The 22,250-nt window shown below is 41.1% G+C and carries 25 protein-coding genes; 18 read left to right on the top strand and 7 right to left on the bottom strand.

All coding sequences use genetic code 11. From position 1 onward, the window contains the following. Positions 1-31: 31 nt before the first annotated feature. The 9 genes from B9T26_RS01625 to B9T26_RS15615 all read left to right on the top strand — a co-directional run bounded on the left by B9T26_RS01625 (position 32) and on the right by B9T26_RS15615 (position 8,673). Complete coding sequence (locus B9T26_RS01625; RefSeq protein ID WP_086198074.1) at positions 32-1,681, top strand: AMP-binding protein; 1,650 nt, start codon at positions 32-34, stop codon at positions 1,679-1,681. Positions 1,682-1,740: 59 nt separating this feature from the next. Continuing rightward, entirely contained in the window at positions 1,741-2,868 is a 1,128-nt protein-coding gene (locus tag B9T26_RS01630; RefSeq protein WP_086198075.1) for an acyl-CoA dehydrogenase family protein, read from the top strand. Between the two features lie 18 nt (positions 2,869-2,886). Further along, positions 2,887-3,660, top strand: a complete 774-nt coding sequence (locus tag B9T26_RS01635) for an enoyl-CoA hydratase (RefSeq protein ID WP_086198076.1) — start codon at positions 2,887-2,889, stop codon at positions 3,658-3,660. Positions 3,661-3,685: 25 nt separating this feature from the next. Further along, positions 3,686-4,753, top strand: a complete 1,068-nt coding sequence (locus B9T26_RS01640) for an enoyl-CoA hydratase/isomerase family protein (RefSeq protein WP_086198077.1) — start codon at positions 3,686-3,688, stop codon at positions 4,751-4,753. Positions 4,754-4,821: 68 nt separating this feature from the next. Further along, positions 4,822-6,174, top strand: a complete 1,353-nt coding sequence (locus B9T26_RS01645) for an MFS transporter (RefSeq protein WP_086198078.1) — start codon at positions 4,822-4,824, stop codon at positions 6,172-6,174. A 508-nt stretch (positions 6,175-6,682) separates the two neighbouring features. Further along, positions 6,683-6,892 (top strand): hypothetical protein, encoded by a 210-nt coding sequence (locus B9T26_RS01650; RefSeq protein ID WP_086198079.1) that lies wholly within the window; start codon positions 6,683-6,685, stop codon positions 6,890-6,892. 476 nt (positions 6,893-7,368) lie between these two features. Then, complete coding sequence (locus B9T26_RS15945; RefSeq protein WP_413772753.1) at positions 7,369-7,491, top strand: lipoprotein; 123 nt, start codon at positions 7,369-7,371, stop codon at positions 7,489-7,491. Between the two features lie 736 nt (positions 7,492-8,227). Next, complete coding sequence (locus tag B9T26_RS15610; RefSeq protein WP_171262912.1) at positions 8,228-8,404, top strand: hypothetical protein; 177 nt, start codon at positions 8,228-8,230, stop codon at positions 8,402-8,404. 101 nt (positions 8,405-8,505) lie between these two features. Then, a complete protein-coding gene (locus B9T26_RS15615; protein ID WP_171262913.1) occupies positions 8,506-8,673 on the top strand; it encodes a hypothetical protein in 168 nt (55 codons plus the stop codon). A gap of 73 nt (positions 8,674-8,746) precedes the next feature. Here B9T26_RS15615 and B9T26_RS01660 read toward each other — a convergent pair whose 3' ends face one another. Further along, positions 8,747-9,187: an META domain-containing protein gene (locus tag B9T26_RS01660; RefSeq protein WP_086198080.1), complete on the bottom strand. Its 441-nt coding sequence runs from the start codon at positions 9,185-9,187 to the stop codon at positions 8,747-8,749. A 338-nt stretch (positions 9,188-9,525) separates the two neighbouring features. Here B9T26_RS01660 and B9T26_RS01665 point away from each other — a divergent pair, with 338 nt between their 5' ends. Then, positions 9,526-10,683 (top strand): MFS transporter, encoded by a 1,158-nt coding sequence (locus tag B9T26_RS01665; protein WP_086198081.1) that lies wholly within the window; start codon positions 9,526-9,528, stop codon positions 10,681-10,683. A 121-nt stretch (positions 10,684-10,804) separates the two neighbouring features. Here the strand turns inward: B9T26_RS01665 and B9T26_RS01670 are convergent, their stop codons facing one another. After that, positions 10,805-12,238 carry a diguanylate cyclase gene (locus tag B9T26_RS01670; protein ID WP_413772754.1) on the bottom strand — a complete coding sequence of 478 codons (1,434 nt, stop codon included), beginning with the start codon at positions 12,236-12,238 and terminating at the stop codon, positions 10,805-10,807. 306 nt (positions 12,239-12,544) lie between these two features. Here B9T26_RS01670 and B9T26_RS01675 point away from each other — a divergent pair, with 306 nt between their 5' ends. Next, a complete protein-coding gene (locus B9T26_RS01675; RefSeq protein WP_086198082.1) occupies positions 12,545-13,024 on the top strand; it encodes a hypothetical protein in 480 nt (159 codons plus the stop codon). 82 nt (positions 13,025-13,106) lie between these two features. Here B9T26_RS01675 and accC read toward each other — a convergent pair whose 3' ends face one another. From accC to B9T26_RS01695, 4 genes are all read right to left on the bottom strand, one after another. Continuing rightward, positions 13,107-14,471, bottom strand: coding sequence for an acetyl-CoA carboxylase biotin carboxylase subunit (gene accC / locus B9T26_RS01680; RefSeq protein WP_086198083.1), 1,365 nt, complete (start codon positions 14,469-14,471; stop codon positions 13,107-13,109). A gap of 17 nt (positions 14,472-14,488) precedes the next feature. Further along, a complete protein-coding gene (gene accB, locus B9T26_RS01685; RefSeq protein ID WP_086176753.1) occupies positions 14,489-14,905 on the bottom strand; it encodes an acetyl-CoA carboxylase biotin carboxyl carrier protein in 417 nt (138 codons plus the stop codon). Positions 14,906-14,921: 16 nt separating this feature from the next. Further along, the gene (aroQ, locus tag B9T26_RS01690; RefSeq protein WP_086198084.1) at positions 14,922-15,377 is read right to left on the bottom strand and encodes a type II 3-dehydroquinate dehydratase; all 456 of its coding nucleotides are present in this window, start codon (positions 15,375-15,377) and stop codon (positions 14,922-14,924) included. A gap of 236 nt (positions 15,378-15,613) precedes the next feature. Continuing rightward, the gene (locus B9T26_RS01695) at positions 15,614-16,930 is read right to left on the bottom strand and encodes a Y-family DNA polymerase (RefSeq protein WP_086198085.1); all 1,317 of its coding nucleotides are present in this window, start codon (positions 16,928-16,930) and stop codon (positions 15,614-15,616) included. Between the two features lie 347 nt (positions 16,931-17,277). Between B9T26_RS01695 and B9T26_RS15620 the strand changes: the two genes are divergently transcribed. After that, on the top strand, positions 17,278-17,421 hold the full coding sequence (locus tag B9T26_RS15620) for a hypothetical protein (RefSeq protein ID WP_171262914.1): 144 nt from the start codon (positions 17,278-17,280) through the stop codon (positions 17,419-17,421). Between the two features lie 308 nt (positions 17,422-17,729). Here the strand turns inward: B9T26_RS15620 and B9T26_RS01700 are convergent, their stop codons facing one another. Continuing rightward, a complete protein-coding gene (locus B9T26_RS01700) occupies positions 17,730-18,350 on the bottom strand; it encodes a LexA family protein (RefSeq protein ID WP_086198086.1) in 621 nt (206 codons plus the stop codon). Positions 18,351-18,476: 126 nt separating this feature from the next. Between B9T26_RS01700 and B9T26_RS01705 the strand changes: the two genes are divergently transcribed. The 6 genes from B9T26_RS01705 (at position 18,477) to B9T26_RS01730 (ending at position 21,985) form a co-directional block, all read left to right on the top strand. Then, on the top strand, positions 18,477-18,839 hold the full coding sequence (locus tag B9T26_RS01705; protein ID WP_086198087.1) for a hypothetical protein: 363 nt from the start codon (positions 18,477-18,479) through the stop codon (positions 18,837-18,839). A gap of 191 nt (positions 18,840-19,030) precedes the next feature. Continuing rightward, positions 19,031-19,288 (top strand): hypothetical protein, encoded by a 258-nt coding sequence (locus tag B9T26_RS01710; protein WP_086198088.1) that lies wholly within the window; start codon positions 19,031-19,033, stop codon positions 19,286-19,288. 4 nt (positions 19,289-19,292) lie between these two features. Next, positions 19,293-20,042: a zeta toxin gene (locus B9T26_RS01715; RefSeq protein ID WP_086198089.1), complete on the top strand. Its 750-nt coding sequence runs from the start codon at positions 19,293-19,295 to the stop codon at positions 20,040-20,042. A gap of 233 nt (positions 20,043-20,275) precedes the next feature. Further along, positions 20,276-20,692: a YeeE/YedE family protein gene (locus B9T26_RS01720; protein WP_086198090.1), complete on the top strand. Its 417-nt coding sequence runs from the start codon at positions 20,276-20,278 to the stop codon at positions 20,690-20,692. Position 20,693: 1 nt separating this feature from the next. After that, the gene (locus B9T26_RS01725) at positions 20,694-21,110 is read left to right on the top strand and encodes a DUF6691 family protein (RefSeq protein WP_086198091.1); all 417 of its coding nucleotides are present in this window, start codon (positions 20,694-20,696) and stop codon (positions 21,108-21,110) included. A gap of 5 nt (positions 21,111-21,115) precedes the next feature. Further along, positions 21,116-21,985, top strand: coding sequence for an MBL fold metallo-hydrolase (locus B9T26_RS01730; protein ID WP_086198267.1), 870 nt, complete (start codon positions 21,116-21,118; stop codon positions 21,983-21,985). Positions 21,986-22,250 lie beyond the last annotated feature (265 nt).

Consider the following 22,250-nt stretch of genomic DNA (forward strand, 5'->3'; position numbering starts at 1 on the left):
TAATAACTATAAATTCAGGCTGAGGTTTACTATGCTAAATTATCAAAAAACGGCTCAAGATTTTGATTTAAATACGGTTACAAGTCAGTTTTTATCCGGGTCAGCGCAGGCGGTAAATGCCTGTTATGAATGTTGTGACCGCCATGCCGATTCCGATGCCATTGCCTTATACTGGTACGGCAAAGATGGCCGCAAAGAACAGTATAGCTTTCGCGAGCTGAAAAAATATTCCAGCCAGTTTGCCAACTTTTTAAAATCTCAGGGAATCCGCAAAGGCGACCGGGTCTCGGGATTATTGCCGCGTACCCCCGAGCTGATCATTACTATTTTAGCCATCTGGCGGATTGGGGCGGTATACCAGCCTTTATTTACCGCCTTTGGCCCCAAAGCCATCGAACATCGCATTCAACTTGCTCAAAGCAAACTGGTGGTGACCGATTTGGCCAATCGGGACAAATTATCCGAGATTAGTCACTGTCCAGCCATTGTGACGGTACATGCTGAAACCGAGGCAGAGCGCTATCCACACGATCTCAGTTTCTGGACGGTGTTGAACCGCCAGGCTGAAAACTGTGAACTGGAAATGCTCAGTATGGATGAGCCATTTTTACTGATGTTTACTTCAGGCACCACCGGCCCGGCCAAGCCCTTAAAAGTACCGCTAAAAGCACTGATTGCTTTTGCTGGCTATATGCAAAATACCATCGGCCTAAGCCCTGAAGATGCGTTCTGGAATATTGCCGATCCGGGCTGGGCTTATGGCTTGTACTACGGTATTACAGGACCCTTGCTGCTTGGGCATTCCACCTTGTTTTATGAAGGTGGTTTTAATGCGGAAAGCGTCTGCGACATTGTTAAGCAATATGGCATTACCAATCTGGCTGGTGCACCGACCGCTTACCGCATGATGATGGCAGCCGATCCTGCTCAAATGGCAAAACTGCGCGGTAAATTACGTGTCGTCAGCAGTGCCGGTGAACCTTTAAATCCGGAAGTGATCCGCTGGTTTAAAGAGGTGCTGGATGTGCCGATTTATGACCATTATGGCCAGACCGAAGTTGGCATGGTGGTGTGCAATCATCATGCGCTGGAACATCCGGTCCGTTCAGGTTCGGCAGGCTTTGCCAGCCCGGGTTACCGAATAGCCGTTGTCGATGAACAGGGTCATGAATTAGCGGCTGACGTCCCGGGCATCCTGGCAGTTGATATTAGCCAATCACCCATGATGTGGTTCTCTGGCTATGAAGAAAGCCGTAAATCTCCATTTGTCGGACATTATTACTTAACTGGGGATACCGCAGAAATTCATGCCGATGGCAGTATGAGCTTTGTAGGGCGTAGTGATGATGTCATTACAACGTCAGGCTATCGGGTCGGCCCATTTGATGTGGAAAGTGCCTTGCTGGAACATGATGCCGTGATTGAAGCGGCAGTCATTGGCGTGCCAGATCCTGAACGTACCGAAGTCATCAAAGCCTTTGTGATTCTGGCGAATAATTTTGCAGCTTCGACCCATCTGGAAGAAGAGCTGGGCCAATTTGTGAAAAAGCGTTTGTCTGCGCATGCCTATCCGCGCCTGATTGAATTTGTGACCGAATTGCCAAAAACCCCAAGCGGTAAAATTCAACGCTTTTTACTGCGCAATCAGGAAATCAACAAGCAGCAAGCGAAGACCGCATAACCAGCCAAAGCCAACAGATTGAATAAGAAGATTAAATAAAGAGATTGAAGGAAGAATCGATGCAATTAACGGAAGAGCAACAACTGATTCAGGATATGGCCAAAAGCTTCGCCCAGGAACAAATTAAACCCTTTGCCGGAGAGTGGGATCAAAAAGGCATATTTCCTAAACAGACTTTGTCCCAAATGGGTGAGCTGGGTTTTCTGGGCATGCTGATTCCAGAAGAATGGGGCGGTTCAGGTACAGGCACGCTGGCTTATGTACTAGCCCTCGAAGAAGTCGCTGCGGCTGATGGTGCAACATCCGCCATCATGAGCGTGCACAACTCGGTGGGTTGTGTGCCGATTCTCAAATTTGGTACGGAACAGCAAAAGCAGCAATTTTTAAAGCCTTTGGCTCAAGGTGAAATGATCGGCGCCTTTGCCTTAACCGAACCGCATACCGGTTCGGATGCTGCTGCCATTAAAACCCGAGCGGTCAAGGACGGCGATCATTACATTATCAATGGCGCCAAACAGTTCATTACCTCAGGCCACAATGCCGGGATGATTATTGTCTTTGCCATGACTGATCCAGCTGCGGGCAAAAAAGGCATGAGTGCATTTTTAGTGCCGCGAGACACACCTGGCTATGAAGTGATTCGGGTGGAAGAAAAACTCGGCCTGCATGCTTCGGATACCTGTCAGATTGCCTTAACCGATGTCCGCATTCATGAAAGTTTAAGACTCGGTGCCGAAGGCGAAGGTTTAAAAATTGCCTTGGCCAATCTGGAAGGCGGGCGGATCGGTATTGCCGCACAAGCCGTTGGTTTGGCGCGTGCCGCTTTAGAAGAAGCAACGGCCTATGCGCATGATCGGGTCGCCTTTGGCAAACCGATTTTTGAACAGCAGGCGATTTCCTTCCGACTGGCCAGTATGGCGACTGAAATTGAAGCGGCACGGCAACTGGTGCATTTTGCAGCACGCAAGAAAGAAGCCGGTGAAGCCTGTTTAACTGAAGCCTCCATGGCCAAGCTATTTGCTTCAGAAATGGCAGAACGCGTCTGCTCCAAAGCCTTACAAATTTTTGGTGGCTATGGTTATCTGAAAGATTTCCCGATTGAACGGATTTATCGCGATGCCCGTATTTGTCAGATTTATGAAGGCACCAGCGATATTCAGCGCTTGGTGATTGCACGCAGCCTCTAATTTTAAAGGATTTATCTCATGCAATGGCAAACGATTTTATTAGAACAACGTAATGGTGTCGGGCTGATTACTTTAAACCGTCCGCAGGCTTTAAATGCACTAAATAACCAGCTGATTGTTGAAGTCAATCAGGCACTGGATCAGCTAGAAAAAGATCCGGCAATTGGCTGTATTGTCATCACCGGTTCAGAAAAAGCCTTTGCTGCCGGTGCCGATATTAAAGAAATGGCAGATCTGAATTTTCCGCAAATTTATCTGGACGATTTTTTTAGTCTGGCCGATCGAATTGCGCAGCGTCGTAAACCTTTAATTGCCGCAGTGAGCGGCTATGCCTTGGGTGGTGGTTGCGAGCTGGCATTGATGTGCGACTTTATTTACTGTGCCGATAATGCAAAATTTGGTTTGCCTGAAGTGACCTTAGGCGTGTTGCCCGGTATTGGTGGTACCCAGCGTTTAACCTTGGCGATTGGTAAGGCCAAAGCCATGGAAATGTGCCTGACTGCGCGGCAGATGGGGGCACAGGAAGCGGAGCAAAGTGGTTTGGTGGCTCGGGTATTTGCCAAGGAAGAATTGCTGGAACACACCCTGCAAGCTGCAGAAAAAATTGCTGAAAAGTCGCTTACTGCCGTGATGATGATTAAAGAATCAATTAATCGAGCCTTTGAAGTGAGTTTGGCTGAAGGCCTGCGCTTTGAACGCCGGGTGTTCCATTCCATTTTTGCCGGTCATGATCAAAAAGAAGGCATGCAGGCCTTTGTGGAAAAACGCCCAGCCAAATTTACCCATCAATAAGAAATTCATAATAGGAACAAAAATAATGAGTATTGAAAATAATTTAGCGATTCGGGTCGCAGGAGGTCTGGGCATTATCAGCCTGGACCGCACCAGCCATTTAAATGCCTTAACCTTGCCGATGATCCAAGGCATTCAGGCACAACTCGATCAGTGGCGCCATGATCCAGAAGTGCAAGCCATCTTGATCAATTCCAACAGTCCCAAGGCGTTCTGTGCCGGAGGCGATATCCGCTATCTATATGACAGCTATCAGGCCGGCAATACCCAGTATCAGGATTTTTTTGCCACCGAATATAAGATGCTGGGCACACTGCGCAATTTTCCCAAACCCGTGATCGCGATGCTGGATGGTTATGTCCTGGGTGGCGGTTTTGGCCTGGCGCAGGCGTGTCATATTAAAGTGAGCAGTGAAAAATCACGTTTTGCCATGCCCGAAACCGCGATTGGTTTTTTCCCGGATGTGGGTGCAACGCATTTTCTGTCCAGACTGGATGAAGTCGGTGTCTATATGGCATTGACCGGTGAGCAGATCAGTAGCAGTGATGCGCTGTATCTGGATCTAGTGGATTATCATGTGCCGAGCGAAGGTTTTGCTGAACTGGAAGTGGCATTGATTGCTGCGCCGGTATTAAACCCGATTGAAATCCAAAAAATCATGAGTAGCTATATTACGCATCCGGTAGAAAGCGAGCTACAAAAATGTATAGAGCATATTAATCAGCATTTTGGCTATCCACACCTGGAGGAGATTGAACAGAGTCTTGCTCATGCAAATAATGCAATTGATCAGGACTGGGCCAATAAGATGTTGGCAATTTTGCAGCATCGTCCGGTCATGGCCAAGCAAACCAGCCTGAAGTTACAGCAAGCCGGACAGAATTTATCGCTAGAAAAATGCATGCAGCTGGAACGCGACTTACAGGACGTCTGGTTAGAGCAGGGCGACTTTATTGAAGGCGTTCGTGCGCTGATTATTGATAAAGACAAAAATCCGCAGTGGCGAACTGAGAATGCAAAATTTGAACAAACCTTGCAACAGATCTGGCCGGTCTGGACTCAGCAACAGATAGATCCGCTTTGTTATAAATAATCGGAATTTATTTTAAATAACGAAGTGGGTCATGGATGACTCTGCTCAAAAATATAAGAGGGATAGATATGAAACCCGAACAACAATCACAGTCTCAAGCTAAGAAGTCTTCACACCGTTTAGCGGGTGTATCCAGTATGGTCGGCACCACCATTGAATGGTACGATTTTTTTATTTACGGTGCGGCTGCCGCATTAATTTTCAATAAACTCTTCTTTCCTAACCTCGATCCCTTGATGGGAGTAATGGCTGCATTTGCCACTTATGCAGTAGGATTTATTGGTCGGCCTTTGGGCGGAATTGTGTTTGGTCATTTTGGAGACAAAATCGGCCGTAAAGCAATGTTATTGACGACTCTCATTATGATGGGTATTCCCACCGTTCTCATTGGTTTATTGCCAACTTATGAAAGTATTGGCTATTGGGCTACGGTTTGTCTTGTCATACTACGCTTTATACAAGGTATGGCCATGGGAGGAGAATGGGGCGGTGCCGTTTTAATGGCAGTTGAACATGCACCCGAAGGCGGTAAAGGATTTTGGGGCAGTCTACCTCAGGCCAGTGCAGGTGGTGGGCTCATGCTTGCATCAATCGCGCTGGGATTAGTGTCTATGTTGCCAGAAGCCAGCCTATTTAGTTGGGGGTGGCGCATTCCATTCCTTGCCAGCATTGTACTTTTAGGGGTTGGCTGGTATATCCGGGTCAAAGTTCCTGAGTCCCCAGATTTTGAAAAAGTTAAAGACCAGGCACAAGAGATTAAAGTACCCGCTTTACAAGTTTTCAAGAATCATCCTCGCGAGCTTTTAACCATTATTTTTGCGCGTGCTGCTGAAAATGCATGGTTCTATATTGCTTCAACCTTCGCACTCGCCTATACCACGACAAAACTGGGAATTCCTCGTCAAGACATCCTCTTCGCAACAATTTGCGGTGGTGGTTTGATTATGATTATGACGCCTTTATTTGGACATCTCTCCGATAAAGTGGGTCAAAGAAATATGTTTATGTTTGGTCTGGTAGTACTTGCACTTTATTGCTACCCATTTTTCAGTATGTTGGATACCAAAGATCCTGTATTAGTTTGGACTGCAATTGTACTGGCCATTGGTGTGGTTTTCCCACTGATGTATGCACCACAATCCCAATTATTTGCTCGACAATTTCCGACCGAAATCCGATATAGCGGTATTTCAATTTCTGTGCAGTTTGCCGGAGTCATTGGTGGTGGTCTAGCTCCCCTAATTGCAACTAAGCTTTTAAGTGTGGGTGAGGGCAGCCCTCATTTGATTATTAATTATATTATGGGTATGGCGATCTTTGCGATCTTCTGTACATTTTTTATGAAGAGTGACAAATTGAATCTTCAAGCATCTAAAATAATGGTAAAAAATCCAACAGAAACAGATTTATCCAGTCCTTAATATCCATAAATAGAATTTAATCAATTAAATAAAAGAACAGTGAAATAAAGCATTATTTTTTGGTCTTGGAGAAAATCTTGCCAAGATCGAAAAATAACGATACAGATGATTTCAAGAGGTCTTGCACAAGGAAATACAGATGATTTCAATTGTTTAAAGATCAGCGCACGAAGCCAAGATATCTATGCTTCTTGATAAAGGGTACCAAGCTTTAAGCCTGAATTTGATTGCTGCAATTTACAACACGTAATTGATTAAAAAGTGATTTTTGCAAGAGGTTTAATAAAGTACCTTTTACATTTAAATTCAGTTCAGAAATATCATCTATTTAATAACCATTTTAGAGATCAAATCATATTTTAAGTTTTGGCTTTACCACTGAGCAGTGGAATATCATTTCTAGAATCAAAGATCATTCAGGTTACATTAGAGCTAACAAAGTAGGCCATACATTAACATCTGATTCCTTATGATAGAGATCAAACGATAAGTCAAAGGCTAGAATCTTATGATCAAAATTAAAAATCAGGCATCAGGTGAAGAACGAATGATTAACAAGGTCTTGGGAGATGAAGTTACCTTGGCCAAGGCCGAAGATCGTGCAGGTTATTATGATATGGAGAATAATCAGTTTATTCCCAAGCTGAATGAAACCAATGAGCTGATTGGTTTTGTGACACACTCGGATCATGCTGTTTTATGGGAAATTGTGAGATAACTTTTTTAAAATTTTCTAAAAGAATTTTCCAAGATAACTTATCCAGTCTGAGCGCTGTATTGGCTGAAAACTATGTTTTATAATGCTGCGCATGAATAGAGCATACCGAAACAAAATTGAATTTTCTCTCATCCCGTGGACTGTAGAACAGGATGGTTATTTGATAGAGAACCATTCCCTGAGCTTAACCGAGTTACAAAAGCGCCTTCCATTTACTGAAGATCAGATCATTCAGCGAAAAGAAAGACTGGGTCTGTTCAAAAGAGCAAGGCAGTTAAAGAAACTTTAATACTCATCTTAAAGGTAAGGACTGCAAATTTGTTTAGCTACTGATTCGGCAATATGGAGCATGAGTTCTAACCCTCGAACTTATAAACTCATTTTATTAAGTATTTTTACATTTTTGCTGTAAATGTTGAACGGTGAAAATGTGTCATTCTTATATTCTGAATGATCCAGCGACACAAGGATAAGACATGAAAAAAATAGTATTAATAGGGTTGGTCGTCATGGTTGGCTTAACTGCATGTCAACGCGATACCGATAATGATCAGCAAGATCAAACTACATCTCCAAGCTCCATGGATAAAGACAAATAAACCTAAAGCCTGCTGACCAAGCGGGCTTTTTATATACCGCTCTGTCGAAATAATAGAATCATTTTAATTTTGCATTTTGATATATTTTGCTAATGTCACGGTGCTTCAATTTATAGAAAATAGCGCCCCAGCAATTGGCTGTCGTTTCTACGCTGAATTCCGCGTATTCGTATTTTTGCCTACCGATTATGTAGGTATTTTTTATCTTTTTATTTTGATATTTATCATCTTAGCACCCATATTATTAAGTAGAGATAGTTTTCTCAACTAGGTGGGTGAGGTTAAATTTATGTTTAATTCTCTTCGTAAAATTTTCTGTCTGCATGTGTATGAGTACAGCTGGGATCATAAGCATGGATATGTTCAGGAATGTCGTAAATGTGGAAAAAATGATTAGCTTCATTTAATCCCAAACAAACTGTTATGCCATTTAAAATCTGAGAAAATTTAGATGATAAATGGAGGCTATACAAATACAGTTTATATGTCTAACTTGAACAAAAATCCAAGCTAGACTGTGTCGAGCTTGGGATTCAATAAAGAAATCATATCGCTGAACTTTTTATAAGCGTTGAGTAATCAATGTTAATGTGCTTGAGACTGTCTTTTTATAGATCAACCGCATAGATGAATACAATTTACATTGAATGAAATTGACACAAAGTAAAGATTGGCTCATAAAAATTAAATAGTAAATTAATTAAATTATATAGAATAAACAGAGGGTGAAAATAAGATGGCTACTCGAGAACCCATGCAATTCAGTCAACATAATCAAGAGCGCGAGAAACCCAATCAGCAGCAACAAGAAAATCCAAAAACCAATCAACCAAATCAGCAACAAAATCCCCAGAAGCAACCCAACCAGCAAAATGACCATCAACAAGAACATTTCCGCAGACAACCGAAATAAAATTGAGCTTTCATCCTCTTAACGTTTACATAAGAGACGAGGGGCAAATTTTTACAGATATTGTCTTATGGCTATTTTCTTTATTTATAAAGGGAATGAATATGGATTCTAGACAAATAAAAATGATCCTTGGTGTGATCGCAGTGATTGTTATTGCTTTAATTCTTTATTCTATGTACGAAAGAAATAAAGATGAAATGGGAGGCATGCAGAACAGACAGGGTAACTCAATGTCGATTCCTAATAATGAACCACTCATCGATGTATAAGCTAAGATAAGCGTAAAGCAACTCGCAAAACTTTAAATCAATAATAAGCCCTCAATCGAGGGCTTATTTATATCTATTTCATATTCTTAAACTTAAGGACTACACGATGATTGCTATCGAATAACTTTAATTCATGGTCGGTCGCCTCATAGCTGACAACCTGATTTAGGGCTTGTGCAAACTTTTGCGGTAAGTCGGTTGGATTTAAACAGGCTTTCTCTGTAGTGGCTAAATTGGAAAATTTAATTTGGGTATCTTGTACAGCATAGCCTCCCATAAATTGGTTGCAGCCATCACTACCGCTGAGTTGGCTATTATCAAAACTGAGCATTGGAACGGCAGATAAAACAGGATCAGCTTTATACTTAACTTGATTGATTTCGGTCATCACCCAGTTTTTGTTTTGCAATTTTGCTAAATGCCTTTCAGTAGAAGGATTTGGCATGGAGGATGTACAACCTGTCAAAACCATAGAGGCAGTCAGGCTGGTTGCTATCATCATTTTACTTAACATTTGCTTTCTCCAATTGATTTACTTTTTGTATTGTGAGGCAAACAACAGATGATGATTTTATAAAAATTTTCTTAATTCATTTGATTATTAACCAATAATCCACATAAATTGCTCGAAAAACAAACATGGATGATTTCAAAATAAACCGCAATATTTAATTTAGATAGTTTGATTTGGACTGAAATTTGAACCTGCATATCGAACAAGAACATCTTTTAAATTGTTCAATTCAGATCCTGTAATTACAGGTATTATAGGGTACTGAAAAAGAGTGATTTTTAAGCTACCTGAATATTACTCTTTTATTTTGAGTCTTTAAAAATACAGCTGTTTACTCTATGCGATCACTCTCAATTCCTCATAAACTGGCAGGATTCTACTTCTTCTACTATTCCATCGTCGGTACGTTCATGCCTTTTTGGAATTTGTATCTGGAAGATCAGGGCTTTAATTATCAAGAGATCGGATTATTATCTTCAATTGCAATTATAACCCGATTTTTTGCGCCGTTCATTTGGGGATGGATTGCCGATAAGTCAGGTAAAAGAATGTTGTTGGTACGAATTGCGACATGGATGGAATGCTTTATTTGGTTCATGATTTTTCTGGTTCCCAATACCTTCCAGTCGGTAGCACTACTAATGCTGATTTTCAGCTTTTTTCAAAATGCCATTTTGGCGCAATTTGAAGGGATAACCTTGTTCTGGTTGGGCGACAAGCGCACTCAGCTGTATGGAAAAGTAAGAAAATGGGGCTCGGTCGGTTTTATTGTTGGGGTGTTTGGCATTGGGGCCTTGCTCGAAATAGTCGCTATTTCCATGTTGCCGTTGATGCTATTGTGTATTGCACTCTTGGCTTTCCTCTGGTCTTTTAGCATTAAAGAACCCAGTAGCGCTCCACAGTCGCAACAGCAATTAGAGCCACTCTTGCCCATATTAAAACGACCCGTAGTTGCTGCATTTTTTGCCATAGAGTTTGTTTTATTATTTTCTCATGCGCCATTTTATAGTTTCTATAGCAACTACTTGCACCAGGTTGGTTATAGCACCACTGAAATTGGCCTGTTGTGGTCAATTGGGGTGGTTGCAGAAATTATCATGTTTGCCTTTGCGCATATTTTCCTCACCCGATTTTCATGGCGTAGCCTGGTCAGTTTGTGTCTGGTTTTAACGGGTGTGCGTTGGGTTGTGGTGGGATTGTTGCCTGGTTTATTTATGGCACAGTTTTTAGCCCAGAGTATTCATGCTTTTAGTTTCGGCCTATTTCATATGATTGCCATGCGTATTATCTTTCAAAATTTTTCAGCAGGTCAGCAAGGCCGTGGCCAGGCCATGTATAGCACCATGTGGGGCTTGGGGGTCGCCTTGGGAAGTATTTTGGCTGGAAGATATTGGCACGTGATTTCGGGAGAGATGGTTTTTTTGCTCGCCGGGCTTTCAACTGTTGTGGGTTTGCTATTTGTACGCTGGCTACCGAAATATATCCAGCAAGCCTAAAAAGTCTTTAAAGAAAAGTCAGTATTCTATGCCATGTTCAATATGGTTGCCGTGATGCTGCCTGTTATGGTTTTAGTCAGCCAGGCAAGGGGCTTTTGGGGGGCTTAGGAAGTTAAGCATATCAAGAAGCAATGGTAATCTGATTGCGCCCCAAAGCTTTTGAGCGATACAGGGCTCGATCCGCCAGATTGATAATATTTTGCAAGCTCAGCTCGGTGGGTAAGCTCTGATGGGTAATACCAATACTGGTGGTAATAAATAATAAATCTCCCTGAGGAAGTTGCATTGGGGTTAATTCAATTTTATTTCGAATTCGTTCAGCAATGGCTTGGGTTTCTTGCAAGGTGGTATTCATCATTAAAATCAGGAATTCTTCACCGCCTACACGCGCAAAAAGTTCATTGGCACGGATATTATCTTCAACCAGTTGCGAAAAATGTTTGAGCACCAAATCACCGGTATGATGTCCATATTGGTCATTCATTCTTTTAAAATGATCCAGATCAAGCATGACCAGAGAGACTGAGTGGCTTTTAGCTTCACTCAGATATCGTTCACCTTTTTCAAACAGGTGGCGTCGGTTAATGGTATTGGTCAAACTGTCGTGATTGGCCAGATACAGCACTTTTTTATACAGTTCACGGCGGTTACTGGTAATAATGCACAGAACGAGTGGGGCAAAACCCAGCATACATAAACCAATACGCACAGAAATAGTGGTTGATAAATATGCCGCAGAGGAATCGGATAAATAAAAATATGTCAGACTGTGATAGGTCACCAGACATACAATGCTGTTAATGACGGCAACGATGAAAATAGGATAACTTAAAGCAGCCCAAATTAAAGCAGCCAGCGGATAAAGCAAGGCACCCGGTCCAGTGAAAATATGGGTAAAAGTCACTGAAATGACAATCGCAATCAGCGGTAGCAATTTGGTCAAATGAAATTGATTCAGCTTAATATTTTTAAAATATTTTCCTATTTCCGTTAAGGTTGGGAAAAATAAAATAATTGGCAGAATGGTAATGCAATTGACGATTTCACCCGCCCACCACATGCCAAAATCAACCCCCAGACGTTGCGTAGACATAAAGGTATCAGAAAGATAAGGAACAGTCGCAATGGCAAACAAGGCACTAGCTAGGCAACCGCCCAAGGCACAAATGGTAAATAAATATAAGAAGGTAAAACCTTGATTATAGTTTCGATAATTTAATTTCCAGCATTGAATAAGAAATAACGAAATTATCACGTTAATCAGATTTGCAAGGCTCAGAACAAAGGTCAGCAGCAAAAAATTGCCAGTCAGCAGATCTGCCAGCATATAACCGCTAAACGCACCTAACCATCCGCCCAGGGTGTTTAAATGCTTAAAACGTAAAAATAATCCCAGCAAAACTGCATTTGCAGGCCATAAATAGGCTAAAAAGGTAACAGGTCTGGATAGAATTCCGCACAAACAGCAGATCAGGACCACAGCGCCAATAATGAAAAAGGCAGGGGCATGTTGCCGTAACGATGATAATTGAGATGAGATTAGCAAAGTATGCAAAGATCACGTCCTTGTCACTCTAACATGGCGACTTAGTCAGAAGGATGAAAAAATTATTTTGCTATACTCTTAATTAAATAGAAATATTTTCAAGACGAATGAACATTTATTATACAACTGTATCATTATAAGTGGAAATTGTTATTTCGGTATTAGCCGGAAAGAATTAATTCTTTTCAGCTTGGCCGATGACTTTTTTGGGTAAATTCAGCCTGAAATTATATTGTTGCAATATGGTGATAAATACTGGTTTTTCATAAAAATATGCTAAGTTATAGCAAAGGATTCTTAGCACTGAATTGATGTATGAAAAAAACATATTTTACAATTTTACTTACCTTGTGCTCATCTGTTGCGATGGCAAATGATAATCAAGCGGTAGTGGCAACAGAAGAAACGGCTCGAGCTGAAAATTCGAATACGATTCGTATCGCGACTCGTCCCGAAATTGTTGGCTTGTGGGGAATGCAAGTGGCCAACAATAATAAATGTATTGAATATTATAATTTTAAAAGTAATAACAATGTCATTATTAAAAGTGGGCAGGAGTGGTCATCTGGAATTTATGACTTTCAGCCGGCCCAAGAAGAGCGCTCTTTATTGTCTGCACTGGTTTTGCAGGTAAAGTATGACAACAATGAAAAAGATTGCTCAGGTTTGCAGGAAGACCAAACCGGAGAAATTTCTCAATATTTCGTGCAGTGGAAAAATCCATCTACCATTAATTTCTGTAGTAATGACAAGGCAGAACAATGCTTTGCCACATTACGCCGTGTGTTGCCTTAATGATTATTAATAATTTTTATACATAACTTTCATATATAAAAAACCGCTCATAAAGAGCGGTTTTTTAGTCTGAAAGCTTGATTCAAGAAGCTTCTTGATAGGCTTCCAGTTTTTTCAACAAGTGTTTTTCCAGATAATGAATATCCATTGCTTGTTCGCAGAAGTTTTTATCTTCTAGAATCAAATCTTTATGTAATGGAATATTTGTTTTCACACCTGTCAAAATGATTTCTTCTAAGGCTTGCTTCATACGCGCAATAGAAGTGTCACGGTCTTTACCATGGGCAATGAGTTTTGCAATCATTGAGTCATAGTACGGTGGAATGCTATAGCCTTGGTAAATATGTGAATCAAGGCGAATACCAGCGCCGCCTGGTGCATAGAAGTGATCAATTTTACCCGGTGAAGGCATAAAGGTTGATGGATCTTCTGCATTGATACGACATTCGATTGCATGACCTTTTAATTGGATATCTTCTTGTTGAAGATCCAAACCAAGACCACCTGCAATACGAAGCTGTTGTTCAATAATGTCGATACCAGTGACCATTTCAGTCACAGGGTGTTCAACTTGAACACGGGTATTCATTTCAATAAAGAAGAATTCACCGTCTTCAAATAAGAATTCAAAAGTACCTGCGCCGCGGTATTGCATCAATTTACACGCATTAACACATGCTTCTAAAATTTCAGCTCGCGCTTGTTCTGGTAAGCCCGGTGCAGGTGCTTCTTCTAAAACTTTTTGATGGCGACGTTGTAGTGAACAGTCACGATCATACAGGTGAATCGCATGGCCATTACCATCTGCCAATACTTGTACTTCAACGTGACGTGGTTTTTGCAGGAAACGTTCCATATAAACCGTGTCATCGCCAAACCACATTTCAGCATCTCGCTGTGCCGCCTGAACAGATTCGAGTAGGGTATCTACACGTTCTACAATACGCATACCACGCCCACCACCACCAGAAGCTGCTTTCACGATTAACGGAAAACCAATTTCTTTCGCTTCAGCTAGGGCATTGTGGATGGTTACTGCATGGTCACAGCCCGGTACAGTGGGTACACCGGCTTTTTTCATGGCAATAATGGCAGAAACCTTGTTCCCCATTAAGCGAATATGTTCTGGACGTGGACCAATAAAGATAAAACCAGAATTTTCTACAATTTCTGCAAACTCGGCATTTTCCGACAAGAAGCCATAACCTGGATGGATGGCATCTGCACCGGTAATTTCAGCAGCAGTAATAATTGCCGGGATGTTTAAATAGCTTTCGCTACTTGCACCCGGACCGATACATACAGCTTCATCACAAAAGCGTAAGTGCATCAGGTCTTTATCGGCATCGGAATAAATACCTACGGTTTTAATTCCTAAAGTTCTGCAAGCCCGGGTGATGCGTAAAGCAATTTCACCACGGTTTGCAATCAAAACTTTTTGCAACATTGTGAGTCCCCGTGGTCTTAAGCGCGATAGCGGAACAAAGGTTGACCGAATTGAATCACTTCGCCGTTTTTCACCAGAATTTCTTCAATTACGCCGCTTTGAGTCGCTTCAATCGGGTTCATGATTTTCATGGCTTCAATAATACCCAGTGTTTCACCAGCAGAAACGGTCTGACCTACTTTAACGAAGGGTGCTTCACCTGGGTTTGGCGCTGCATAGAACACACCAACCATAGGAGAATTTTCAACTGCACCGCGCGGTGTTTTTGCAACTGGTGCTGCAGCAGCGGCTACAGGCATTGCAGGAACAGCTGCTGCTACCACAGGATTGCGACGGGTTAAGGCGATGGATTGATCACCTTCTTTAACTTCAATCGCTTGTAAGTCAGACTCAATCATCAGGTCGATGAGTTTCTTGATTTTACGAATATCCATGAGACAGTATTCCTAATTATGGTTGCGTAGAAGGTTGAATTTTGTCGAGGGCGAAGTCTAGTGCAGCGGTATAACCTTTTGCACCTAAACCACAAATCACGCCAACGGCTTTATCGGATAAATATGAATGATGTCGGAATGCTTCACGTGCGTGTACATTGGACAAATGAACTTCAATAAAGGGAATGGCAATACCAAGAAGCGCATCACGTACTGCAACCGAGGTATGGGTTAAGGCTGCAGGATTGATAATGATGAATTGAACGCCTTCTTTTTGTGCCTGATGAATTCGGTCAACAATGGCACCTTCCCAATTGCTTTGGAAGGTATCTAGAGTAAGAGATGCATTTTGAGCTTGAGCGATGAGCTTTTGATTTATATCGTCCAGAGTAAGGTGCCCATAAACTTCAGGTTCACGCATACCTAGTAAATTTAGATTCGGTCCATGAATAACCAAAATGGTTGAGCTCATTCAGCTTGCTCCAATTATAAGTTTGCAAATGTACCTTGCAAGATGTCAGCAAAGTTTGCGTATTATGGCATATATTTCCGTATTTCTATTGTAAATTGTTTGAATTGATACGGAAGCTATGTGTCAAAACTGAGCTATATAATGGAAACTTTGCAGGTAATTGGCAATGTTAAAAAATGACATTTTTTATAATTATTACTTTTTTTTACATTGTAAACTGAATTGACCAAAACAGTTCATTTATTTTGTGTAACAGTCAGCGCAGCGTCATTAATCGTAAGCATTTCTTGCCAGCAGGTGGTATAGCGTGGCGAGCGATGTTGCTGTTTCATATGCCAGGCTGGATTGGCAGAATGATAGCCAACTTGTATACAATCCGAGCCATAGCGTTGTTGCATTTGCACTAGGGTTTTCATTAAACCCTCACGTTGCTGAATCAGTGCTAGGGGTTGCCATAAGTCATGAGTATATTGTCGTTTCACATGCAAGGCACTAAACATCACTTCCACTTTAATGTATCTCTTATTTTCTTTAAATAAAACATCTATTTGCTTTAATGCAGCAGCATTTAAAACAAGTAAGTCATCGCTTGCATATTCCAGACCCAGAGCATGAGAAAGAGTTTTTTTATAGGGAGGATTGGGGATCTTTTCATAGAGTGAAACATGCACGCAGGCACACAGTTGCTGCTGTTTGATTAAGCGTTTATGGGCACGGTTAACATGAAAAATGACGGCCTCTTTAATGATTGATTTTTCAGTCAAGGCTGCAGCAAAACTTCGTGAAGAAAGGATTCTTTTTGCCAGTGTTGCAGGGTCATCCAGTGCAATACAGGATTGACCTTTTAGTTCACGAATCGTGCGTGCAATCGTCACTGAAAATTGTTTGGCAAGATGATGTTCATTGGCAAAAGTTAAGTCATAGCAACTATAAATTTCATAGTCTTGAAGCTGTTTGCTGATTTTACGACCAATACCCCAAATCTCGCTAGTCGGTGTTTCTAAGAGCAGGCTTTCATAACTGCATAAATCTAAATGAGGCAAATAGCATAGAGAGTTAAAGCCAGTTCTTTTTTTGGCAAAATGATTGGCCAGTTTGGCCTGGGTTTTGGTGGTTCCAATTCCCATACAGCAGGGCAAGCCAAGCCATTGCTGAATGCGCTGGATTAAGTCTCGACAATATTGTTCTACATCAAAATTTTCTGCATAGCTGTTCAGCTGGATAAAACACTCATCAATGGAATAAGGCTCTAAATCATCAGGATGAAAATGCTGTTCCAGAATCGAAAAAAAACGCCGTGACATATCTGCGTATAAAGCATAATTACTGGAAAATACTTTTACTCCCGCCGCTAAAGCCCATTGCTCAATTTCATGCCAGGGAATGGCCATACCGATATTTAAGGCCTTGGCTTCATTGCTTCGAGAAACCACACAGCCGTCATTATTGGAGAGCACCACCACAGGCTGGCCATTCAAATGAGGATTAAATACCCGTTCGCAGCTCACATAGCAGTTATTGATATCAATTAAAGCAAAAAGTTGTTGGGCCATTTTTATTCTTGAAATTGTAACATTTTCAAGATTAGAATAATCAAATCGCTCAGTAATTTCAAATTTAAAAAATGAAGATAATCAAGAGCGCATTCGATAAAGAGCTTGAGCAGCCTGTAAGCTTCAGTGTACTTACAGTTAATAGCGTAAAGATCAGATTTAATGATGCATTAAAAATCAGTAAATTAATATTTTGATCATTACAATGAATTAAGTCGATACAGTTTGCGGGTTGGTTAAGTGGAAATATCCGCTAGATTAATAAGAGTCGTAATACATACGGCATATCCTAGTAATCTGATTGAGCAATCAGAATCTAGTAATCAATGCAAAGGATGGATATGAAAATGGCTAATCAACAACAATCGAATCCGCAAAGCGAAAACCAAAAGCATCAACAGCAGCAACAACAGCAGCAAGACAATCAACGTCAGCAAAACCAAGGCAATCAACGCCAACAGCAGCAAAAAAACCCTCAACAGCAAAAATAATCCTCAGCCAAGCTAAGGATTCATCACAAAGCCTCAAGTTTACTTGGGGCTTTTTATTGGTCTATCAAATTTCCTCGATTAGATGCTACTTGAAACGAGAGCCACGTATTTATCCATCTTGAGTCCTATTTTTTATAAGCGTCTTGCAGAAATAGATCATTCCAATAAAAAAAGACTTACTAACGATATTCTGCAAAGTTTTGCAGATTGCGAATAGATAAAGTCCAAACAAAACCTGATTTTTTACAGGTGCCACGGGTATGCATAAAACCTGGCTCGCATCTGCCTTTAGTTGTTGATTTTGAGCATTAGCGCAATTTTTTTAAAATACAGGTCACCACACCCCAAATAATCAGCTGTTCTTCACTGCGCAAATAAATATCCGGATATTCCGGGTTTTCTGCTTTTAACCAGATATTCAGTTCTCCATTTTTCTGTTTTTCTATCATTAATCGTTTAACGGTAAAGTCATTATTAATTAAGGCTAGAACGATATCGCCGTGTTCTGCCTTTAGGCTGCGGTCAATTAAAATCTGGTCATCAATGTCTATACCTGCATTTTTCATCGACAACGAATTTACGCGTAATACAAAGGTACTTGAGGGGTTATGCACCAGATAGCGGTTTAAATCGATGAAGTCTTCTGCATAATCCTGAGCTGGAGAGGGGAAACCGGCAGCGACTGACTCCAAAGGATAAGGAATATCAAGCTGGGTCTGAATCTGTATAGGATGCAGTTCAATCTTCTGACTGCGGTCATCTGCAGGTTTGGGTTTTAACCAGGATTTGATTTGCAGCACTTTAGACTCTGGTACACGCATCACCACAGTTTTTTCTTGATATTGGGTTTTACGGCCGGCATTTTTGCGTTTGCCGCCGTGACCATGCTCAGTGCTTATTGTGGATTCTTTGGTATGGTGAAGTTTCATTTTAATCTTTTTGATTTTGTAACCTTTTCAAGATTAGCAAAAAATACTTAAAATAAAAAGTTTAGCTATGCTAAATCGTTCTAAGTTAAACTGTCGCTATTCGGTTTTATATGCCAGAGAAGTGCAATGTCAAAAAATTCCCAACTTTCACCCCTAGAAGAACTTATTGCAGAACAAAAGTTATTGTGTGAGGAGTTTGATTCCGCCTATATCCAGGTAAGTGGTGATGATGTGGTAGCCATTGCGGTGCAAACTTTAAATAAAGAACCGATTGTCGGGATTCGTAAAAAGCCAGAAACTGATGAAAATATTGGCTGGTTTATTTACGGTGGCGAGTTGGAAGCGGGGGAAGACTTTTTCCAGACCATGACGGTTCGCGAATTACAGGATATTTTACCTGAAGCGCTACCATACCTGGCTTTGGCTGAAGGTTTCCGTTTTATGATTGATCGTGAAGATTATGAAGATGTCTGGAAAGAAGACCAATAATGCATGAGCCACTTTATCAGTGGCTTTTTTTGACACGTAGAATGTAAAACTCAGCTTTCTGAATAGATGTATTATTCCCCAAATAAGCTGACTGCAAAGCGTTACATTTCTATGCTGGTGTATTTATAGACAATTATTGCGGCTATGTTAATATAATAGGCAAATACACCTTGTGTAACGGGAGTTGTTCCATGACAGCTTATACCATCATGAAAGCAGGCAAATATGAGGATGACATGATTCCTAAACTTGCCATACATGCTTTCCGTCATGCCTTTAACAAAGCATGTGCGGCAGCAACGGTTGTTTATGCAAAAGAACAGCAACTGGTACAGCATGAAGTCAATGGACAAGAAACCGTGATAGCTGACTTACATCAAGCTTATGTGAGTGTTAACCATCTTCCTAAAGTTTTAAAACGCAAGAGAAAACAAGAGGCAGCTGTATAACTGAATGCCTCAACCAAGAATAAGGATGTTTGCCGGTCCGAATGGATCTGGAAAAAGTACCGTCAAAGAATATTTATTGCCCCATCATATTGGGGCTTATTTAAATGCCGATGACTTGGAACATAATCTGCGCTCGAGTCAGCGACTGGATTTAATGGCCTATCATCCTGCATTAAAAGCCCAAGCTCTAGTGGCTTTTCTTCAACAGAAAAAACGTCCTCAATCCGGGCAGCTGGTTGCTTTACTGCAACAAGAGCCTAGCGTAGTCGATGACAGCATTATCCAGTTTCATGCATCAGAAATAGATTCTTATCTTTGCGCACGGATTATTGACTATATCCGGCTGGAATTTTTGCGCTTAAAAATCAGTTTTACCTTTGAAACGGTAATGTCGCATATCTCTAAGGTTGAGTTTTTACAACAAGCACAGCGGCAGGGGTTTAAAACCTATTTATATTATGTTTCTACGGTAGACCCGCGAATTAATATTGCCCGGGTTAAATATCGGGTAAGTGTAGGTGGACATCCTGTTCCCGAGCAAAAGATTGTGGAACGTTATTACCGCAGCATGGATTTGCTCATGCAGGCGATCGATGCCAGTGATCGTACCTATCTGTTTGATAACTCTTCTAATGGCGAAAAAGCGGCCTTTATTGCCGAGATTGAAGCTGCTGAAACATTGAAAATGAATCCGGCGCTTGAGCAATTACCGTGGTGGTTTGCAGAAAAAGTACTGCAAGATTTTATGGAATAATTTATAGAAGAATAATGCTTTATATCAAAATCACTGCATATAAAGAGTATCATGATTCAACAAGCTGAAAAAAATCAAACAAGATTTAACCAGATCCGATATTAGCTACGCCGTGTAAAGCGTATAGTGTTTTATTAAACAAGCAACTCCATATTTAAGCTGCAAAATTCAACATTTTTAATATATTTTAATATATAATATCAAAATATATATTGTTTATGGAGCTTTCATTTATGCATGATTTCCTGCTCGCATTTCTAGGTGGCATTCTTCTTGGAATATCCGTAGTGGGATATCTGTATGTGAATGGTCGTATTGCCGGGGTAAGTGGTTTAATCGCTCAAGTCCTTAACCCGCAAGCCCTGTTTAAAACGCCAGCATTCTGGTTTCTATTCGGGTTATTGGTAGTGCCATTTTTCTATGGCATGCTGCATGCACCCGATATTGAAATAAAGGCCAGTCCTCTTATGCTGATTATTGCCGGATTGTTGGTAGGGTTTGGTACACGTATGGGTTCAGGATGTACCAGTGGACACGGGATTTGTGGCATCAGCCGACTGTCTAAACGTTCAATAATAGCAACCCTGGCATTTATGTTTGCCGGATTTGTGACGGTGTATATCATTCGCCATGTAACAGGAGCATTCTGATATGAAAAACATCTGGGCTTTTCTCTTCGGTGGTTTATTTTCAGTCGGACTCATGTTGTCTGGTATGTCTAATCCTAAAAAAGTATTAGATTTTTTAGATTTGTTTGGTCAATGGGATGCAAGTCTGGCCTTTGTCATGCTGGGTGCCATTGCTGTGGCATTTATTCCATTCCAAAAAGCGGTACATCAACAGGCACCTAAAACAGTGTATGGAGATGCCATTGATTTACCTAAAAACAATAAGATAGATTCTAAATTATTGATAGGCAGCTTGATTTTTGGAATTGGTTGGGGGATTGCTGGAATCTGTCCTGCACCCAGTCTGACTTTAATTGGTTTGGGATATTATCAAGCCCTTTACTTTATAGCCGCCATGTTTGCGGGCATGCTGATTCAGCGCCAATTGATGGGAAAATAAGTATGATGCAGCAACCACAAGTTCAGCACTTTTTTGATCAGCAGACCAATACCTTTAGCTATGTGGTGACAGATCCTGTCAGCCAGCGCTGCGCCATCATCGATAGTGTGCTGGATTACGATGCGCCGTCAGCAACTACCAAGACTACACAGGCCGATTTAATCATCGACTACGTGCATCAAAATAGCCTAAGCGTAGAGTGGATTTTGGAAACCCATGTTCATGCAGATCACCTAACAGCATCGCAATATTTAAAAGCGCAATTAGGCGGGAAAATTGCGATGAGCAAAAAAATAGCCATTGTGCAGGAAACCTTTAGCGCGATTTATAATCTGGACATCAAACACTTTAATGCCAGTCAAAGCTTTGATCATCTGTTTGAAGATGGGGAAGCATTTAAAATAGGGGAGCTGACAGCCTATAACATTCCTACACCCGGGCACACACCTGCATGCTTAAGCTATGTCATTGGTGATGCTGTATTTGTAGGCGACACCTTATTTATGCCGGATTACGGCACAGCACGCTGTGATTTCCCCAAGGGCAGTGCAGCTACTTTATTTGATTCCGTTCAAGCGCTTTACCAGCTGGATAATCAAATCCGGGTGTTCCTCTGTCATGATTATTTACCCCAAGGTCGGCAGGAATATCGCTGTGAAAGCAGTATTCAAGAGCAGAAGAACAGTAATATTCACCTGAATGAACATACAAGCAAAGCAGATTTTGTGGAAATGCGTAACCGCCGTGATGCGACCTTGTCTATGCCTAAACTGATTTTACCTGCCATTCAGGTGAATATGGATGGAGGGCGGTTTCCTGATCCTGAAGCAAACGGCATCCGCTATTTAAAATTGCCACTCAATTATTTTAAATAAGATCAAGCATAGAGTAGACGTTTAATAATCTAGTGTCATTCCGCATGTCTAAGACAATATTCAAGATTTAAGTTTTTGATTTATTTTATTCTGGTCAGGATTGGCATTCTAATCTCTTTTATTCGATACATCTTAATAAAATACAAGATCTGAACTTATCTATCACTCAAAATAGCCTAAGCAAAAAATATATGCTTAAAATGGCAATTGATTAAATGCCTATTATCGTCAAAGATAACCTATCTAAAAGGTTACCAAGGTCATT

The organism is Acinetobacter sp. ANC 4169, from assembly GCF_002135355.1.
In the GTDB taxonomy this organism is placed as follows: domain Bacteria; phylum Pseudomonadota; class Gammaproteobacteria; order Pseudomonadales; family Moraxellaceae; genus Acinetobacter.

Bases quoted from the DNA above. Each gene is read 5' to 3' on its own strand.
- B9T26_RS01625 (WP_086198074.1), top strand. From the start codon at position 32: ATGCTAAATTATCAAAAAACGGCTCAAGATTTTGATTTAAATACGGTT.
- B9T26_RS01630 (WP_086198075.1), top strand. From the start codon at position 1,741: ATGCAATTAACGGAAGAGCAACAACTGATTCAGGATATGGCCAAAAGC.
- B9T26_RS01635 (WP_086198076.1), top strand. From the start codon at position 2,887: ATGCAATGGCAAACGATTTTATTAGAACAACGTAATGGTGTCGGGCTG.
- B9T26_RS01640 (WP_086198077.1), top strand. From the start codon at position 3,686: ATGAGTATTGAAAATAATTTAGCGATTCGGGTCGCAGGAGGTCTGGGC.
- B9T26_RS01645 (WP_086198078.1), top strand. From the start codon at position 4,822: ATGAAACCCGAACAACAATCACAGTCTCAAGCTAAGAAGTCTTCACAC.
- B9T26_RS01650 (WP_086198079.1), top strand. From the start codon at position 6,683: ATGATCAAAATTAAAAATCAGGCATCAGGTGAAGAACGAATGATTAAC.
- B9T26_RS15945 (WP_413772753.1), top strand. From the start codon at position 7,369: ATGAAAAAAATAGTATTAATAGGGTTGGTCGTCATGGTTGGCTTAACT.
- B9T26_RS15610 (WP_171262912.1), top strand. From the start codon at position 8,228: ATGGCTACTCGAGAACCCATGCAATTCAGTCAACATAATCAAGAGCGC.
- B9T26_RS15615 (WP_171262913.1), top strand. From the start codon at position 8,506: ATGGATTCTAGACAAATAAAAATGATCCTTGGTGTGATCGCAGTGATT.
- B9T26_RS01660 (WP_086198080.1), bottom strand. From the start codon at position 9,187: ATGTTAAGTAAAATGATGATAGCAACCAGCCTGACTGCCTCTATGGTT.
- B9T26_RS01665 (WP_086198081.1), top strand. From the start codon at position 9,526: ATGCGATCACTCTCAATTCCTCATAAACTGGCAGGATTCTACTTCTTC.
- B9T26_RS01675 (WP_086198082.1), top strand. From the start codon at position 12,545: ATGAAAAAAACATATTTTACAATTTTACTTACCTTGTGCTCATCTGTT.
- accC (WP_086198083.1), bottom strand. From the start codon at position 14,471: ATGTTGCAAAAAGTTTTGATTGCAAACCGTGGTGAAATTGCTTTACGC.
- accB (WP_086176753.1), bottom strand. From the start codon at position 14,905: ATGGATATTCGTAAAATCAAGAAACTCATCGACCTGATGATTGAGTCT.
- aroQ (WP_086198084.1), bottom strand. From the start codon at position 15,377: ATGAGCTCAACCATTTTGGTTATTCATGGACCGAATCTAAATTTACTA.
- B9T26_RS01695 (WP_086198085.1), bottom strand. From the start codon at position 16,930: ATGGCCCAACAACTTTTTGCTTTAATTGATATCAATAACTGCTATGTG.
- B9T26_RS15620 (WP_171262914.1), top strand. From the start codon at position 17,278: ATGGCTAATCAACAACAATCGAATCCGCAAAGCGAAAACCAAAAGCAT.
- B9T26_RS01700 (WP_086198086.1), bottom strand. From the start codon at position 18,350: ATGAAACTTCACCATACCAAAGAATCCACAATAAGCACTGAGCATGGT.
- B9T26_RS01705 (WP_086198087.1), top strand. From the start codon at position 18,477: ATGTCAAAAAATTCCCAACTTTCACCCCTAGAAGAACTTATTGCAGAA.
- B9T26_RS01710 (WP_086198088.1), top strand. From the start codon at position 19,031: ATGACAGCTTATACCATCATGAAAGCAGGCAAATATGAGGATGACATG.
- B9T26_RS01715 (WP_086198089.1), top strand. From the start codon at position 19,293: ATGCCTCAACCAAGAATAAGGATGTTTGCCGGTCCGAATGGATCTGGA.
- B9T26_RS01720 (WP_086198090.1), top strand. From the start codon at position 20,276: ATGCATGATTTCCTGCTCGCATTTCTAGGTGGCATTCTTCTTGGAATA.
- B9T26_RS01725 (WP_086198091.1), top strand. From the start codon at position 20,694: ATGAAAAACATCTGGGCTTTTCTCTTCGGTGGTTTATTTTCAGTCGGA.
- B9T26_RS01730 (WP_086198267.1), top strand. From the start codon at position 21,116: ATGCAGCAACCACAAGTTCAGCACTTTTTTGATCAGCAGACCAATACC.